Genomic DNA, 14,767 nt, shown 5'->3' on the forward strand with positions numbered 1-14,767 from the left:
TGGCTTATGCCTCGATCTTCAGGCGGGTGTTCTCGGGGTCCACGAAGACCGTGCCGGTGATCGTGGCGGCAATGGTGCGGTCGGGCATGGGGATGTGGACCGTCTGGCCCATGCGGTCCTGCCCGCCCTCGACCAGCGCCAGCGCGACGGGACGGCCTACCGCCTCGGAGTGGTAGGAGGAGGTGACATGCCCCACCATGGTCATGGGCACTGGCTGCTTGGGGTCGAAGACGATCTGCGCCCCTTCCTCCAGCCGCGAGCCGTCGTCGGTCAGAAGGCCCACGAGATGCCTGCGGTTCTTCGCCACCAGGTCAGGGCGCGCGAGGCCCCGCTTCCCGACGAAGTCCGGCTTGGACTTGCCGACCGCCCAGCCCATCCCGGCGTCATAGGGCGTGACCGTCCCATCGGTGTCCTGGCCGACGATGATATAGCCCTTTTCAGCGCGCAAAACGTGCATCGCTTCAGTGCCGTAGGCGGTGATGCCGTAGCGCTGGCCTTCCTGCCACAGACGTTCCCAGAGCTGCATCGCCATGGGCGAGGGCACGTTGACCTCGAAGCCGATCTCGCCGGTGAAGCTGACGCGGAACAGCCGCGCGGGCAGGCCCGCGACCGTGCATTCGGCGCAGGACATGTGCGGGAAGGCTTCTTCCGTCAGTTCCACACCCTCGACCAGCGGGGCCAGCAGCTTCGCGGCGTTGGGGCCGTTCAGCGCGACGGTGGACCACTGCTCGGTGGTCGAGGTGAGCCAGACGTTCAGGTCCGGCCATTCGGTCTGGAGGTAGTCCTCCATCATGTTCAGCACCCGCGCGGCGCCGCCCGTGGTGGTGGTCACGTGGAAGCGGTCGGCGGCGAGCCGCCCGATCACCCCGTCGTCGCGGATGAAGCCATCGTCGCCCAGCAGCAGGCCATAGCGGCAGCGCCCGATCCCCAGCTTGGCCCAGGGGTTGGTGTACATCCGTTCCATGAAGGTGACGGCGTCCGGGCCCACGACCTCGATCTTGCCCAGCGTCGAGGCGTCGAAGATGCCGAGGCTGCCGCGGACGGCGGCGCATTCGCGGCGGACGGCGGCCTCCATGTCCTCGCCCGAACGCGGGAAATACCAGGCGCGGCGCCACTGGCCGACCGGCTCAAAGGCCGCGCCCTGTGCCTCGGCCCAAGCGTCGATGGGGGTCTTGCGGGTCAGCTCGAAATGGTTGCCGCGGTGATAGTTGGCCAGCGCGCCAAAGGTGGTCGGCGTATAGGGCGGGCGGAAGGTCGTCAGCCCGACTTGGGGCTGGCGGCGGCCCAAGGCGTCGGCGGCGATGTTCAGGCCGTTGATGTTCGACAGCTTCCCCTGATCCGTCGCCATGCCGTTGGTGGTGTAGCGCTTGACGTGCTCGATGGAATGCATCCCCTCGCGCACGGCCAGCCGCAGGTCCTTCGCGGTCACGTCGTTCTGGTAATCGACGAAGGCCTTGGCGCGGCCGGCGTTCAGGTCGGTCGGCAGTTCGATCTGGGTGACGCCGGTGCCGGTGCGGTCCTCCTCGACGCGAGGGGTCTGCGCTTTGCTGTGCCGGCCCAGCGCCGCCGCGACCTCGCGGCCGCGCGCCGCGCCATCCTCAAGCGCCGCCTGCACGCCCCAGAGGCCCCGGCCCGCGCCCGCGATCACGCAGTCCTCGCGCGTCTCGGCGGGCAGGAAGGTGGTCTGCGCCTCGTCCCAGGCGAGCTTGCCCTGCGTATGCGAGAAGAGATGCAGCGAGGGCGACCAGCCGCCCGACATCAGCACTGCATCGCAGGGGATGGTGACGGGGGCGCCGACCTGCCCACCCTGCACGGGGTTCACCCGCAGCGACTTGACCCGCAGCCGGCCTGCCGTCGCCGTGACCGTATGGCCCAGCTTCACCGGGATGCCCAGCGCGCGGGCCTCATGCAGCAGATCCTCACGGACCGAGGCCCTCGTGTCCACGATGGCCTGCACCCGCGCGCCCGCACCCTGCAGGTCGAAGGCGGCATACCAGGCGCTGTCGTGACTGGTCAGCACAACCGGACGGTCGCCGACGCGGACGCCATAGCGGTTGAGATAGGTCTGCGCGGCCCCGGCCAGCATCACGCCGGGCCGGTCGTTGCCGTTGAAGACAAGCGGCTTCTCGATCGCCCCCTGCGCCAGCACGACCCACCGGGCGCGCACCCGCAACAGGCGTTCGCGCGGGGTGTCGGCGGGCAGGCTGGGCAGGTGGTCGGTCAGCTTCTCGACAAGGCCGACCATGTTCTGGTGGTAATAGCCGATGGCCGTGGTTCGGGTCATGATCCGCACGCCCAAGCCCTTCAGCGCCGCGAGTTCATCCCCCAGCCAGTCCCAGGCGGCGCGGCCGTCGATGCGGACCTGCGGCTCGGACAGCAGCGTGCCTCCGGCCTCGGCGTTCTCGTCCACCAGCACGACGCGCAGGCCCTCGACGGCCGCCGCACGGGCAGCGGCGAGACCGGCTGGACCACCGCCGACAATCAGCACGTCGCAATGCAGGTGGCGCGAGGCGTAGCTGTCCGGGTCCTCCTCGGTCGGGGACACGCCCAGGCCCGCGGCGCGGCGGATGAAGGGCTCATAGACCTTGTCCCAGAAGCCGCGCGGCCACATGAAGGTCTTGTAGTAGAACCCGGCCGAGAACAGCATGTAGGCCGCGTCGTTCACCGCGCCCAGGTCGAACCGGAGGCTCGGGAACTTGTTCTGCGAGGTGACCTCCAGACCCTCCCAGATTTCCTGAACGGTGGCGCGGGTGTTCGGCTCGAACCGGCCCGGACCGCGGCGGGTGCCGACCAAGGCGTTCGGTTCCTCGGACCCGGCGCTGACGGGTCCGCGCGGGCGGTGATACTTGAAGGACCGGCCCATCAGGTGGACGCCGCTGGCCAGCAACGCGGATGCGACCGTGTCGCCCGCCAGGCCCTGGTAACGGCGGCCGTCGAAGGTGAACGAGACGGGGCGCGAGGCATCCACCCGGCCGCGGCCGGGAACGCGACAGGATTTCATGTGCGGTCCCCCAGCAACGCGGAAAGCTCGGGGCGCGGGGCGCCCGCCTTGTAGGTCGTCAGGAAGCGGTCGCTGACCGTATCCCGCACTGCGTTGAAGAAGCGCCCGCAGCCATGCAGGTGCCGCCAGCGTTCGTAATGCGGCCCCTTGGGGTTGGAACGGATGAACAGGAAGTTCTCCCATTCTTCGTCGGTCTGCGAGGAGGGGTCGGCGGCGCGGACGACATGGGCCTGACCGGCATAGGTGAACTCGACCTCGGGCAGGGTCTCGTCGCAATAGGGGCAGTGGATCAGCAGCATGGGCGGCTCTCTCAGTGGGCCACGGCGGCGGCGGCGGCCTCGTCGATCAGCCGGCCGGTGCGGAAGCGTTCGATGGTGAAGGGCGCGTTGATGCGGTGCGGCTCGTCCTTGGCGATGGTCCAGGCGAAGACATGGGCCGAGCCGGGCGTGGCCTTGAAGCCGCCGGTGCCCCAGCCGCAGTTCACATAAAGTCCCGGAACCGGGGTCTTGGCGATGATGGGCGAGCGGTCGGGCGTCACGTCCACGATGCCGCCCCATTTCCGCAGCATGCGCATTCGGTTGAAGATCGGGAAGATCTCGGTAATGGCGGCGATGGTGTGCTCGATCAGCGGCAGCCCGCCGCGCTGCGAATAGGAGGTGTACTGGTCGGTGCCCGAGCCGATCACCAGCTCGCCCTTGTCGGACTGGCTGATATAGGCATGGACCGCGTTCGACATGACCACGCAGGGGAAGATCGGCTTCACCGGCTCGGAAACCAGCGCCTGCAGCGGGAAGCTTTCCAGCGGCAGCCGCACGCCCGCCGTTTCCATCACCACCGAGGTGTGGCCGGCAGCCGACACGGCGACCTTCCTGGCGCGGATGAAACCCTTGGCCGTCTCGACCCCGATCACGCGGCCGTCGGGGCCGCGCCGGATCGCCGTCACCGGGCAGTTCTGGATGATGTCCACCCCCCGCGCCGCCGCTGCCCGCGCATAGCCCCAGGCCACCGCGTCATGCCGGGCAGTCCCTGCGCGTTCCTGCAGCGCGCCGCCCACTACTGGATAGCGGGCATTGCGCGAGATGTTCAGCGGCGGGCAGTATTCCTTGCATTCCTCGGCCGTCAGCCAGCGGTTGTCGACGCCGTTCAGCCGGTTCGAATGGATGTGGCGCTTGAAGCTTTGGACGTCATGGACCGTGTGCGCCAGCATCAGCACGCCGCGCTTGGAATACATGACGTTGTAGTTCAGCTCCTGGCTGAGGTTTTCCCACAAATCGACCGAATGGTTGTAAAGCCGGGCGCTTTCGTCATAAAGATAGTTCGAGCGGATGATCGTCGTGTTCCGCCCCGTGTTGCCGCCGCCCAGCCAGCCCTTGTCGATCACCGCGACATTGGTGATGCCGTGCTGCTTGGCGAGGTAATAGGCCGCCCCCAGACCGTGCCCGCCGGCGCCGACGATCACCACGTCGTATTCGGCCTTGGGCTGGGCCTCGGGCCATTGCTCGGGCCAGTTCTTGTGGCCGGTCAGGCTGTGTTTCAGAAGAGATAAAGCGTTGAAGCGCGCCATGGTCTCACCGGCTCGGAAGGACTGGCCGCAAAGCTACTTTGCAGGCCCCCCGCGCGGCGGTAGATTCGCGCCATCCCGCTTGAAGGATCGCGCCATGGCCCAGCCCCTGTCCCCGCCGCGCAAGCGCCTGAGGGTCGGCTTCATCCTGGCCGACCGCTTCACCCTGTCCGCCTTCGCCAATTTCGTGGACGTGCTGCGGCTTGCGGCGGACGAGGCCGACAAGTCGCGCCCGATCCTCTGCGACTGGGCGGTGCTGTCGGACGACATGGCGCCGATACGGTCGAGCTGCGGTGTGCGCGTCCAGCCCGACACCCGCCTGCGCCATGCAGGGCGGTTCGATTATCTCGTCGTTGTCGGTGGCCTGATCGGAGACGACGTGGCGCTGAGTGACGGGATGATGGACTATCTCCGGTCGGCGGCGGCATCGGGCACGGCGCTGGTGGGCCTGTGCACGGGCGTCTTCATCCTGCAGCAGGCGGGATTGCTGAAGGGCTATCGTGCCTGCGTCAGCTGGTTCCACCACCAAGACTTCATCGACCGCTTCGAGGACGAGACGCCGGTGGCCGACCAGATCTTCGTCGTGGACCGCGACCGCCTGACCTGCTCGGGCGGGCAGGGGGCGGCGCATCTGGCCGCCCATCTGGTCCAGCGCCACATCGGCAGGTCGGCGGCCACGAAAAGCCTCAACATCATGATGATCGAGGAGGCGCTGAGCGGCGAGCGTCCCCAGCCCGCTCAGCTTCCGGTCCAGCGCGCCACCGACCCGCTGGTCAAGCGCGCGGTGCTGAAGATGCAGCAGAACATCGAGGCCCCGAAGCCCATCGAGGACCTCGCCCGCGAGCTTGGCGTCGGGCGCCGCACGCTGGAACGGCACTTCCTGTCCGACCTGCGGCAGTCGCCCCTGAAGATCTACGCCGAACTGCGGATCGAGCGCGCCCTGCTGCGCCTGCGCAGCACAAGGGACTCCACGACCGAGATCGCACTCGCCTGCGGCTTCTGCGACGCCCCGCACCTGACCCGCGTGCTGAAGGCCGAGCGCGGCATCACCCCCGCGCAGTATCGCAGGAACTTCCCGATGGAAGCGGCAGCCCAAGCAACCGGACGGGTTTGCTGAACCATCTCGAGCACGGCCTGCTCGACCCTGTTCGTGCGGTGCGTCCAGCCCTGTCCGATGGTTTCCCAGTTGTTCAGCTTGCGGTGATATTCCAGCCGATCCTGCGCGAACCTGCGGATAACTGTCGCGGGTCCATGCTGCTCGTCGCGCTTATGGTGACCGGGCCCACCGAGCCGCCTCACTTTGAAGCCGTGCTTCATTTGCGGAATGCCGGTGCCCTATATCTTCTCGGCGGCAGTGGCTGGAACGCCGAGTTGTTACTCACCTGGACTCCGAACGGCTCGATCCGCCGTGTACTGCAGCAAGGGCGAAGGCAATACCGACCACGTACGAACATGCGCGCTGTTCGAAAATCAAGACTGGCGCACAACTTGCTATGCGCAGCCCGGACTCAGCGTGTCTACAAGGGACAAGGGGATCGGTCAGCGGACACTCCGTCCGCTATTCATGGGTCGCCGCTGCCGTTCACCGCAGGCGCAAGGCAACTGCGAAAGAGCTTATCGCTTTGGCCTGACGAGTGGAAAACCGCTCGCGTGGTGCGGTTCAGCAGCCGGATGCCCGGTTCCGCCTTGAGGCGCGAGGCCAGCTTCGATGCTGGCCTGAGCTGGTGCCGAGCATCTGCGCGCCGCCGGTGAAGCTGCACGCCTCTGTCACTGCAAGAAACATCCGGTCGCAGCCCGGTCGGTTCATGTTTCCTCGACCCGCTGCCAGAACCCCCTGCCCCATCATTGCCGGATTCAGCAAAAGGGGAAAACCCCGGCCGTTCTGGCCCCCTTGCGATCCTGCGCTGCCGTGCGCCCCGGGCCGGGGCTATGTGTCTGCTGCTTCCTTCCGCAGCTCTGCCAGGTGCCGACGGTCGTCCATCGTGGACAGCAGGACCGCGATCACGATGCCCGCGCCTGCGCCCAGAAGAGTGTCCAGGACACGCTCGGGGGCCATCGCAGGGCCGGCCGCCTGGGGCGCGGCCAGATGGGTCATCAGCAGCGCCATGGGCGTGACGAGGATCTGGCCGAAGGCATAGTTGATGCCGATCACCATCTCGGTGGCAACCTGAAGCAGGATCAGGGCCGCGATCAGGGTCCAGACGGAAGGATCCTGCACCAGCAGCACCCAGGCCAGCAGCGCGCCGACAACCGTTCCCGCCATACGCTGCAGTGCGCGGTTCATGGTGATGTGCAGATGCGCCCCCTGCATCACCGCCAGGGCACCCATCGCTGCCCAGGCCGGATGATCGGCCCCGAGGACATGGCTGAGGAAGACGGCGATCCCCGCGCCGACGCTGCTGCGGGCGGCTGCGGCCAGGCGGTGGCTCAGGGGACGGACCGGCTCGGCAGGAAGGGGGCGGTCCGGTGCCGGATGATGGCGGAAGGCCTCGGTCACGGCGCAGACCAGCAGGGCCAGGGCCGCGACGATGGCCGTCGCCAGGACCCGCTCGACCACCTCCGGGCCCGTCAGTCCTCCGGCGGACATCGAGGCGCCGGCGGCGAAGACGAAGATCAGCGGACCCGGCGCGCCGAACCCGCCCGTGACCGCCACGAACAGGAAAACCCCGCAGGAGACCGCCAGCAGCAGCAGTTGCAGGGCGACAGGGGCGCCCATCCAGGCCGCGCCCGACATGACCAGCACCGCAAGCACCTGCCAGATGCCGCACAGAAGCACGATCCGGTTCCGCCTGCGGGCAGGCGCAAAGCGCCCGAACAGCGCCACCAGCGCCCCCAGCGAGGCAAAGCCGATCAGATGCGACCAGGGCGAGAGATGGAACAGCGGCAGGGCGATCGCCGAGGTGATCGCGGCCTGCAGTCCTGCCAGCGCCGAGTTGCGCAGCGAGGGCTGCCGCGCCAGCGCCGCGCTGTCCCGCAGCTGGTCAGGATGCAGAAGTTGGCGCGCGGCATCGCGGCGCCTAGCCCGAGCCGTGTCCAACCTGCTGCCCAATCGGTCAGACCTCATCGGACGTCCCCGCCTTGTCCTCCGCGGCAAGGGCAGTCATGCGGTGATCGATCCTGTCCAGGCAGTCCAGCATCCGAGCGATATCTTCGTCCGAAAGATCGCACAGGACTGCCTCTTCGGCGCGTGCCAACTCCTCGCGGATCAGGCCGACGCGGCGCTCGCCCTGGGGCGTGAGATGGATCAGGCGCGCCCGGCCGTCGCTTTCATCCCGGCGCCGCTCGATCAGCCCTTCGCGTTCCAGGATATCCAGAACGCGCACGAGGCTGGAGCCATCGACGCCGACAAGGCCGGCCAGTTCTTTCTGGGTGATGCCGCCCCCGGTTTCGTTGAGATGGACAAGCGGAACCCAGGTGGCATCCGTCAGTCCCGCGGCGGACAATTCGGCCTCCATCGTGCGGCGCCAGCGCCTTCCGAGCAGGGAGAAGCGGAAACCGAAGCGCGAGCGGGGAGAGGATGCAGGATGTGTCATCGGAAGCATGTAGGCACAGATGATTTGCATTGCAATGCAAATCATTCAGTCATGTGAGCCATGGCTCAGGCTGTGTTCCTGCTGCCCGCAAGCGCCGCCGAACTGGTGCTGATGCAGCGGCAGCCAGCATCCGGCCAAGCTCTACGGGGCGCTGGCTGCCGCAGATCCGCCGCCCGATGGAGACGAAGTCTGAAACATGTCGCCAGGGTGCAGCGGCTGCCCGCCCATGCGGATGCTTGCCTCAACCAACCTTCAGCGTACGCTCCGCCTCCGCCACGACGCCCCTGGTATCAGACCAGACCATGCGCAGCGTACCGCCTTGGCGGGCCGCAAAGGTGAACTCGATATACGGGTTCTGCGAGATCGCGGTTTCCGGCAGCCATTCCATCAGCAGCGCGTCATCGAGCGTCGCGGTGAAGCCGGTCAGAAGGTCCTCCGGGATCGGCTCACCTTCGGCATCCAGCCGAAAGCCGCTTTCCATCACGTGAACCATCTGGGCGCGGACGCGGACGACCTCTCCGGGTGCCGGGGCCTCGTTGCTGATCCAGATACGGGGGGGACGGGCCATGACTGTCTCCTACAGGCCGCAGCCGCCGGCCGCGACGGTGATCTCCTGCCGTGCCATCAGCACACGGCCATCGTTCATGCGGGCATAGGCCCGGATCGGCATGGACCGGATCAGCCGCACCCGCACCGCGACATCGGCCGACCCGGTCGCAGCGGTGAAGCGGAAGCGGCAGGCCAAGGGCTTGGGGTTCAGATCGGCGATCAGGATGATCTCCTCGCACCACAAGGCGTCCGTGATCGGGCCAGTGACATGAACGCGGACCGGCACGGCGGCGGGGTTGTCGCCCAAGGCTGGCAGATCGAGCGCCAGGCCTTCGGCCAGCGGCTCGGCCCCGCCTGCAAATTCGGCGGCAAGGCGGTCCGCTTCGACCGAGTCGGGCTGCGGCATCGCCAGCGAGGACTGCGCCCGCGCAGGCGCGGGGCAAAGCCCCAGCGCAGCGATGCCGGCAAACGAGGCGCCCCCTGCCAGAAGGCGCCGCCGGTCGGGGTCAGACACGGACAAAGTCATCGAACATCCCGTTGATCCAGCCAAAGTCTTCTTCCATCAGGTCGGGCGTGCGGACGTCGATATCAATCTGCGTCTGGTGCACGAGGTTGTCAGCCCCGACCTCATAGGCGAACTCGACCGAGATGGCCTCGCGCGGGTCGCCGTTCACCAGCATGTAGCACAGGTTGTCGGGCAGCCGCCCCACGACCTCCTCGCCGCGCACGCGCTCGCCGATGTTTTTTGCCACAATCTTGCCGATGTAGTTCGCGACATGGGCGCTTTTCGGGTAATGCCCGAAATGGGGCGAGATCGGGCCCATGCTGTCGCCCACGATATAGACGCTGTCGTCCGCAATGGCGTGGAACAGGCGCGGGTTCATGTCGGCCCAGCCGGTGGATTTCCCTTCCGCATCGCGGCCGATCAGGTCGGCGTGGAAGACCATGTCGGATGCCTGGTGCGGCGGCATGAAGATGGCGTCGTCGAAGTCGAAGTCGCCCGCCTCGGTCATGATCCGCTTGTTCCAGGGATCGACCTCCTTCACCTTCGCATTCGGCACATGGGTGATGATGTCGGGGTAAAGCTCCTGGAACGCCGCGCGGTAGCCCGCGCCGATGGGGGCGACCTGAGGCTTGGGATCGAGGATCACGATCTTCGCCGGGATGTTGCTGGACTTGAAGTGCCAGGCCATCAGGCAGGCGCGTTCGTAGGGCGAGGGCGGGCAGCGGTGGGGCGGCGGGGGCAGGGTCATCACGATGGTGCCGCCCTTGAAGCTGCGGACCTTGTCCTTCAGCCCCAGCATCTGCCCCTGCGGGATATAGGCGGATGCGTAATGCGCGCGGGTGTGGTCGATCGCCGCCTGATCGTCGCCGAACCAGCTGTCCCAGGCATCGCGGATGCCGCCCGACAGGATCAGATAGTCGTAGTCCACCGCGCCTTTCGAGGTGCGGACGATCTTGCGGTCGCGCTCGATCCCCGTGACCTCGCATTGCACAAGGGTGTAGCCGTACCTGTTGGCGGGCCGCTGCATGTCATGGACAAGGAAGCCCGTGTCCACCACGTCGATCAGCCACTTGTTCGAGAAGGGCGCGGACCAGAAGAAAGGGTTGCGTTCGAGCAGGATCACCTCGGCCTCGGGCAGTTCGGCCTTGAGATAGCGGGCCGCGGTCAGTCCGCCCCAGCCGCCGCCACAGATGACGATGCGGGGGTTCTTTCCGCTGCGCGGCTTGAGGATGGTGTCGCCCGTCAGCGCGGCGGGTGCGGCAAGGGCGGGCGAGATGCCGGCCAGCGCGCCGCCCAGGGCAAGGCCGGGCACGGCCGTGAGAAGGGTGCGGCGGCGGATCTTCATGTCGTGGCTCCTGCGTGGATGGGTTGGGGAAAAAACGACAGCGCCACCAAGGCTCCTGCGGCAATGCCGGCAAGGGCGACGATGCTGCCCAGTGAAAGGGTTGAAACACCCGAAAGCCCCTGACCGATGGAACAGCCAAGGGCAAGGACGCCCCCGAAGCCCATCAGGACGCCGCCCGCGATGGCGCGCAGCATCTGGCGGGGCGAGCCGAAGCTTTCCGGATGGAAGCTGCGGGTCAGGATCGCCGTGGCAAAGGCACCGGCCAGCGTTCCGCCGACGACAGCCACGGCAAAGCCGAGGTTGCGGCCGGTCGAGAGCATCATCCAGAGCAGGCTTTCGCCCATCGGTCCGACAAAGCTGATCGAGGTCAGGGGCCGGGGGTCGAAAGGATCGTCGGCGGCAAAGGTGATCCACCAGCCGCCCGCAACGGTCAGTCCGATGACCGCCGCCATCACGGCCTCGCGCGGGCTGCGGCGCAGCAGGGGCAGGGCGAACCAGCCAAGCAGCAGGCCAGGAAGGGCAACCGAGAGCAGAAAGGGAAGAGCAATTCCCCCGTCGGCAAGAAGCTGCGGCAGCGACGAAACGGCAGGCGCCTGCCCCAGTTGCTGCACCATTGCGCGCAGGGGCGCCAGCACCCCGGTCAGGGTGGCCTGCGCCCCGAGGCCGAGGCACAGCAGCACCAGCAGGGACCGCAGGTTGCCCCCCGCCAGCAGCACCAGCGAGCGTGCCCCGCAGGCATTGGCAAGCCCCATGCCGATGCCGAAGATCACGCCCCCGGCCAGCATGGAGGGCCAGGGATTGCCTGCCCTCAGCGGCATCGCGGCACTCAGGTCCGTTCCGCCCGCAAGGTTCAGCGCCTGCGTCGCCAGCAGCGCCACCAGCATGGCCAGGCCGAAGGCCCGCAGCGCCGACAGGTCGCCGCCGGGCCGCAGACCCCTGAGGCCCCGCAGCAGGCAGAAGCCGCCAGCCCTTGCCGCCGCGCCGAAGATCACGCCAAGGACCAGGCCCGGCAGCACTGCATTCATGCCGTGCCCCAGATGTCGGCACAGATCGAGGCATACCAGCCCGCGCCATAATCGGCCTCGGCCTGCCGGAACCCGGGGCCCGCCTCAAGCGGGCTGACCCCGCCGGAACCCTCGACTTCAATCACCTTCTCGCCCTCGGCGCGATACACGCCCGCGACCGAGATGCCGTAGCCCGGGCCGATCAGGCTGTAGCAGGTGTTGGCAAAGCTCGCGGGCGGCGGTTGCTGCCCGGCCAGGTCGGCGGCGATGGCTGCCGCAGCGACCTTGGCCTGGGCATTGGCGCAGAAGCCCGACTTGGGCATCGGCGCGGCGATGGTGGCGTCGCCCAAGACATGAACCCCCGGAACCCGCGTAGATTCGAAGCGGTCCGCCCGCACCGGCGCCCAGCCCGTTTCATCGGTGACGCCCGCGCGGTCCGCGATCAGCCCGGCCCTTTGCGGCGGGATCACGTTCAGCACGTCGGCCTTGTGGCGGGTGCCGAAGGCGGTGATGGCCTCGCGGGCACCTGCGTCCACCTCGACCACCAGCCCGTCGTCGGACTGGCCGATCCATTCGATCATGTCGCCGTAAAGCGCCTGCCAGCCCTGCTGGAATAGCGCCTGCTTCGAGAACTTGTCCTGCGAGTCCAGGATGAGGACCTTGGACCGCGGCTTGCGGGTCCTGAGGTAATGCGCAACCATGCTGGCCCGCTCATAGGGGCCGGGCGGGCAACGGAAGGCGCCCTGCGGCACGACGATGGCAAAGGTGCCGCCATCCTCCATCGCCTCGAGCTGTCTGCGCAGAAGCTGCGTCTGAGGTCCTGCCTTCCAGGCATGGGGCGCAAGCTCCGCCGCCGCCTGGTCATAGCCCGCCAGTTCGCCCCAGCGGAAGTCGATGCCGGGCGACAGCACCAGCCGGTCCCAGTCCAGCCGCCTGCCGTCCGCCAGCGTGAGCGTGCGGGCCGAACCGTCCACGTCCTCGGCCAGGGCATGGACAACCTCGATCCCCGCCGCACGCAAGCCGTCGTAGCCATGCGTGATGCTGTCCCAGTCCCGCAAACCGCCCAGGTAGAGGTTCGAGAAGGGGCAGGTCACGAACCGCTCCTGCGGCTCGACCAGGGTGACCCGCAGGTCCGGGTTCAGCCGTCGCAGGTACCGCGCTGCCGTCGCCCCGCCGAAACCGCCGCCGACCACCACCACGCGGGCCGCCCCCTGCGCCCGCACGATCCCGAGCAGCGCCATCGTACCCATGCCCGCCCCCATCCCCAGAAGCAGGTCCCGCCGCGTCGTCATCTTCATTGCCCGATCTCCGCGAACCAGTGGGCGAGCGCCCGGATCTCGGCCTCGTCATAGCCCTTCATCAGCCGCGGCATGACCGTGGCACTCGGATCGGTGCCGTCCCGGAAAGCCAGCATCCGCCTGACGGCGTCTGCCTCGGGCAGCCCGGCGATCGAGGGAATGGACCCGGGCGACCGGCCGTCCGGCCCATGGCAATTCGCGCAGGGACCGGCGAGCACCTGCACGGCCGCAGGATTGAGGTCCTGCGCATGAGCGGCCCCCAGCCCGGCAGCAAGGGGGACCATGAAAAGAAGACGGATCATGCCTCGGCCTTCCGCTTGGTGATGGTCAGTTCGTCGAAGCCCGAGCGATCGCAGGGCGCGCGACCGAAGCCGAGATCGGTCAGGATCAGCGTCACGATCTCGGCTGTCGTATAAACCGCGGAACCCGGCAGCAGATGCCCGCCGAAGACCTTGCCCTCCCTGTCCGCGATCGAAATGTGAAGGTGCTGGTGGTTCGGGTCCATCGTGCCCGCCAAGGAAACGATCTCGAACGGCCCCTCGTAAAGCGTTCCGCTGTCCGCGTCGGCATGCCTGATATGCGCTGACCGGAGGCTGCCCGCGCAGGTCACAACGGCCATGGCTTTGGTGCCGGTTTCCTTCTGAAGGCGCCGGAGACCGGCGATCAGTTCGTCGCCGGGCAGCAGACGTACGGCCGCGAAGACGCCGTCAGAGCGCATGAACTGCGTGTCGCCAAATGATGATGAGGACCGGGAGGTCACGCGAACTCGTCCTGCAGATGACTGAACCAGGCAGCCCCGACGGGGCATGAAACATTCAAGGTGCATCCGCAGCCTTTGTCTGTTCTTGCCCCCCTCCGGCGGTTTGTCAATCGGACCGGGGCGGGCTGAGGCGGTGGCCAACGCAGCAATGGCTTTTTCGTCGATGGTCGCAGCCTGGCCGCGCCCCTGCTTGGGGAGCCCCGCCTTCCTCCAACAGAACCGCAACTTTGCCGAGCGGCTGAAGATCGCCCATGTTGCGCGGATGGTCACGGATCGTCGCCTGCCTTATGAGACAAAGATCGAAGAAGCGTTCAAAGGCGTGACGATAGCCGTCGCCAAGGGCGGCTTCAGAATCTTCGAGGCGTCAAATGAATGGCTGCTGTCGCCCTTCGGGCTGTTTGAGGGGCCGGAAATAATGGCGAAGATCCCGACCTCTCGCGTCGACAAGCTCCTGTCCTCCATGGGCTATGGCTCGCGCAAGGAAGTGGCGCGATTGGCCAGGGCGGGCGCCATCACTCTGGACGCTGCCGCCCTTCTGGACGTCACCGGACGCATCCCGGTCACGCCTGATCTGCCGACCCGCATGACGATCGACGGCGAGGCACTAGATCCCCTTCCCGGCATGGTCATCCTTCTGAACAAGCCTCTGGGCATGACCTGTTCGCACAAGGAAGACGGCGCGCTCGTCTATGACCTTTTGCCCGAGCGCTGGAAACGGCGGGATCCGGCGATCTCGACCATTGGCCGCCTGGACAAGCAGACGTCCGGTCTTCTGTTGCTGACCGACGATGGCGACCTGCTGCACCGTGTGATCAGCCCCAGGCGCTGCATCAGGAAAACCTATCGCGCCAGGCTGGCCCGCCCGCTCGATGGCAGCGAAGCCGAGCTGTTTGCCTCGGGCGATCTGATCCTGCAGGGCGAGGACAAGCCCCTTGCTCCTGCCGAACTGGACGTGATCTCGGATACCGAAGCCCTGCTCAGCATCACGGAGGGCCGGTACCATCAGGTGCGCCGCATGTTTGCCGCCAGCGGCAACCACGTCGAGGAACTGCACCGCGAACGCCTGGGCGGTCTGTCGCTGCCTGATGGCATGGCGCCCGGTCAGTGGAAGCTGCTGAACGAAGAAGAGATCGCCCTGATCTTTGACTAGGGTCAGGACCCATTGGTCTGCCTGCTGCTGGGTGCTTCAGGCTCCGCGAGGAGACTGATCG

14 protein-coding genes are annotated in these 14,767 nt (G+C 67.4%); 2 read left to right on the plus strand and 12 right to left on the minus strand.

The window, feature by feature from the left end:
- Positions 1-4 precede the first annotated feature (4 nt).
- Genes ACFFII_RS12815 through ACFFII_RS12825 form a run of 3 tightly spaced genes read right to left on the minus strand, consistent with a single transcriptional unit; the run spans position 5 to position 4,565 of the window.
- Complete coding sequence (locus tag ACFFII_RS12815; protein ID WP_377699264.1) at positions 5-3,001, minus strand: sarcosine oxidase subunit alpha; 2,997 nt, start codon at positions 2,999-3,001, stop codon at positions 5-7.
- Complete coding sequence (locus ACFFII_RS12820; protein WP_377699265.1) at positions 2,998-3,300, minus strand: sarcosine oxidase subunit delta; 303 nt, start codon at positions 3,298-3,300, stop codon at positions 2,998-3,000. Before ACFFII_RS12820 ends, ACFFII_RS12815 begins: the two co-directional genes overlap by 4 nt.
- Before the next feature lie 11 nt (positions 3,301-3,311).
- The gene (locus ACFFII_RS12825) at positions 3,312-4,565 is read right to left on the minus strand and encodes a sarcosine oxidase subunit beta family protein (RefSeq protein ID WP_377699266.1); all 1,254 of its coding nucleotides are present in this window, start codon (positions 4,563-4,565) and stop codon (positions 3,312-3,314) included.
- Positions 4,566-4,659: 94 nt separating this feature from the next.
- Between ACFFII_RS12825 and ACFFII_RS12830 the strand changes: the two genes are divergently transcribed.
- Complete coding sequence (locus ACFFII_RS12830; protein ID WP_377699267.1) at positions 4,660-5,679, plus strand: GlxA family transcriptional regulator; 1,020 nt, start codon at positions 4,660-4,662, stop codon at positions 5,677-5,679.
- 810 nt (positions 5,680-6,489) lie between these two features.
- Here ACFFII_RS12830 and ACFFII_RS12835 read toward each other — a convergent pair.
- The 9 genes from ACFFII_RS12835 to ACFFII_RS12875 all read right to left on the minus strand — a co-directional run bounded on the left by ACFFII_RS12835 (position 6,490) and on the right by ACFFII_RS12875 (position 13,826).
- Entirely contained in the window at positions 6,490-7,626 is a 1,137-nt protein-coding gene (locus ACFFII_RS12835) for an FUSC family protein (RefSeq protein WP_377699268.1), read from the minus strand.
- Entirely contained in the window at positions 7,616-8,095 is a 480-nt protein-coding gene (locus tag ACFFII_RS12840; protein WP_377699269.1) for a MarR family winged helix-turn-helix transcriptional regulator, read from the minus strand. The genes ACFFII_RS12835 and ACFFII_RS12840 overlap by 11 nt, the downstream gene beginning before the upstream one ends.
- A gap of 241 nt (positions 8,096-8,336) precedes the next feature.
- Positions 8,337-8,663, minus strand: coding sequence for a thiosulfate oxidation carrier complex protein SoxZ (locus ACFFII_RS12845; RefSeq protein WP_377699270.1), 327 nt, complete (start codon positions 8,661-8,663; stop codon positions 8,337-8,339).
- Between the two features lie 9 nt (positions 8,664-8,672).
- Entirely contained in the window at positions 8,673-9,158 is a 486-nt protein-coding gene (locus tag ACFFII_RS12850; protein ID WP_377699271.1) for a thiosulfate oxidation carrier protein SoxY, read from the minus strand.
- On the minus strand, positions 9,151-10,494 hold the full coding sequence (locus ACFFII_RS12855) for an FAD-dependent oxidoreductase (RefSeq protein WP_377699272.1): 1,344 nt from the start codon (positions 10,492-10,494) through the stop codon (positions 9,151-9,153). The genes ACFFII_RS12850 and ACFFII_RS12855 overlap by 8 nt, the downstream gene beginning before the upstream one ends.
- A complete protein-coding gene (locus tag ACFFII_RS12860; RefSeq protein WP_377699273.1) occupies positions 10,491-11,519 on the minus strand; it encodes a YeeE/YedE family protein in 1,029 nt (342 codons plus the stop codon). Before ACFFII_RS12860 ends, ACFFII_RS12855 begins: the two co-directional genes overlap by 4 nt.
- The gene (locus tag ACFFII_RS12865; protein WP_377699274.1) at positions 11,516-12,796 is read right to left on the minus strand and encodes an NAD(P)/FAD-dependent oxidoreductase; all 1,281 of its coding nucleotides are present in this window, start codon (positions 12,794-12,796) and stop codon (positions 11,516-11,518) included. The genes ACFFII_RS12860 and ACFFII_RS12865 overlap by 4 nt, the downstream gene beginning before the upstream one ends.
- Positions 12,793-13,098: a c-type cytochrome gene (locus ACFFII_RS12870; RefSeq protein ID WP_377699275.1), complete on the minus strand. Its 306-nt coding sequence runs from the start codon at positions 13,096-13,098 to the stop codon at positions 12,793-12,795. The genes ACFFII_RS12865 and ACFFII_RS12870 overlap by 4 nt, the downstream gene beginning before the upstream one ends.
- The gene (locus ACFFII_RS12875) at positions 13,095-13,826 is read right to left on the minus strand and encodes a PPC domain-containing DNA-binding protein (RefSeq protein WP_377699276.1); all 732 of its coding nucleotides are present in this window, start codon (positions 13,824-13,826) and stop codon (positions 13,095-13,097) included. The genes ACFFII_RS12870 and ACFFII_RS12875 overlap by 4 nt, the downstream gene beginning before the upstream one ends.
- On the opposite strand from ACFFII_RS12875, the gene ACFFII_RS12880 reads away from it, so the two are divergent.
- Positions 13,819-14,706 carry a pseudouridine synthase gene (locus tag ACFFII_RS12880; protein ID WP_377699277.1) on the plus strand — a complete coding sequence of 296 codons (888 nt, stop codon included), beginning with the start codon at positions 13,819-13,821 and terminating at the stop codon, positions 14,704-14,706. The genes ACFFII_RS12875 and ACFFII_RS12880 overlap by 8 nt on opposite strands.
- The last annotated feature ends 61 nt before the right edge of the window (positions 14,707-14,767 follow it).

Source organism: Paracoccus niistensis (assembly GCF_042432925.1).
In the GTDB taxonomy this organism is placed as follows: domain Bacteria; phylum Pseudomonadota; class Alphaproteobacteria; order Rhodobacterales; family Rhodobacteraceae; genus Paracoccus; species Paracoccus niistensis.

Excerpts from the sequence above, each read along its gene's own strand:
- ACFFII_RS12835 (WP_377699268.1), bottom strand. The coding sequence starts at position 7,626 with ATGAGGTCTGACCGATTGGGCAGCAGGTTGGACACGGCTCGGGCTAGG.
- ACFFII_RS12860 (WP_377699273.1), bottom strand. The coding sequence starts at position 11,519 with ATGAATGCAGTGCTGCCGGGCCTGGTCCTTGGCGTGATCTTCGGCGCG.
- ACFFII_RS12855 (WP_377699272.1), bottom strand. The coding sequence starts at position 10,494 with ATGAAGATCCGCCGCCGCACCCTTCTCACGGCCGTGCCCGGCCTTGCC.
- ACFFII_RS12865 (WP_377699274.1), bottom strand. The coding sequence starts at position 12,796 with ATGAAGATGACGACGCGGCGGGACCTGCTTCTGGGGATGGGGGCGGGC.
- ACFFII_RS12815 (WP_377699264.1), bottom strand. The coding sequence starts at position 3,001 with ATGAAATCCTGTCGCGTTCCCGGCCGCGGCCGGGTGGATGCCTCGCGC.
- ACFFII_RS12825 (WP_377699266.1), bottom strand. The coding sequence starts at position 4,565 with ATGGCGCGCTTCAACGCTTTATCTCTTCTGAAACACAGCCTGACCGGC.
- ACFFII_RS12845 (WP_377699270.1), bottom strand. The coding sequence starts at position 8,663 with ATGGCCCGTCCCCCCCGTATCTGGATCAGCAACGAGGCCCCGGCACCC.
- ACFFII_RS12880 (WP_377699277.1), top strand. The coding sequence starts at position 13,819 with ATGGTCACGGATCGTCGCCTGCCTTATGAGACAAAGATCGAAGAAGCG.
- ACFFII_RS12820 (WP_377699265.1), bottom strand. The coding sequence starts at position 3,300 with ATGCTGCTGATCCACTGCCCCTATTGCGACGAGACCCTGCCCGAGGTC.
- ACFFII_RS12840 (WP_377699269.1), bottom strand. The coding sequence starts at position 8,095 with ATGACACATCCTGCATCCTCTCCCCGCTCGCGCTTCGGTTTCCGCTTC.
- ACFFII_RS12870 (WP_377699275.1), bottom strand. The coding sequence starts at position 13,098 with ATGATCCGTCTTCTTTTCATGGTCCCCCTTGCTGCCGGGCTGGGGGCC.
- ACFFII_RS12830 (WP_377699267.1), top strand. The coding sequence starts at position 4,660 with ATGGCCCAGCCCCTGTCCCCGCCGCGCAAGCGCCTGAGGGTCGGCTTC.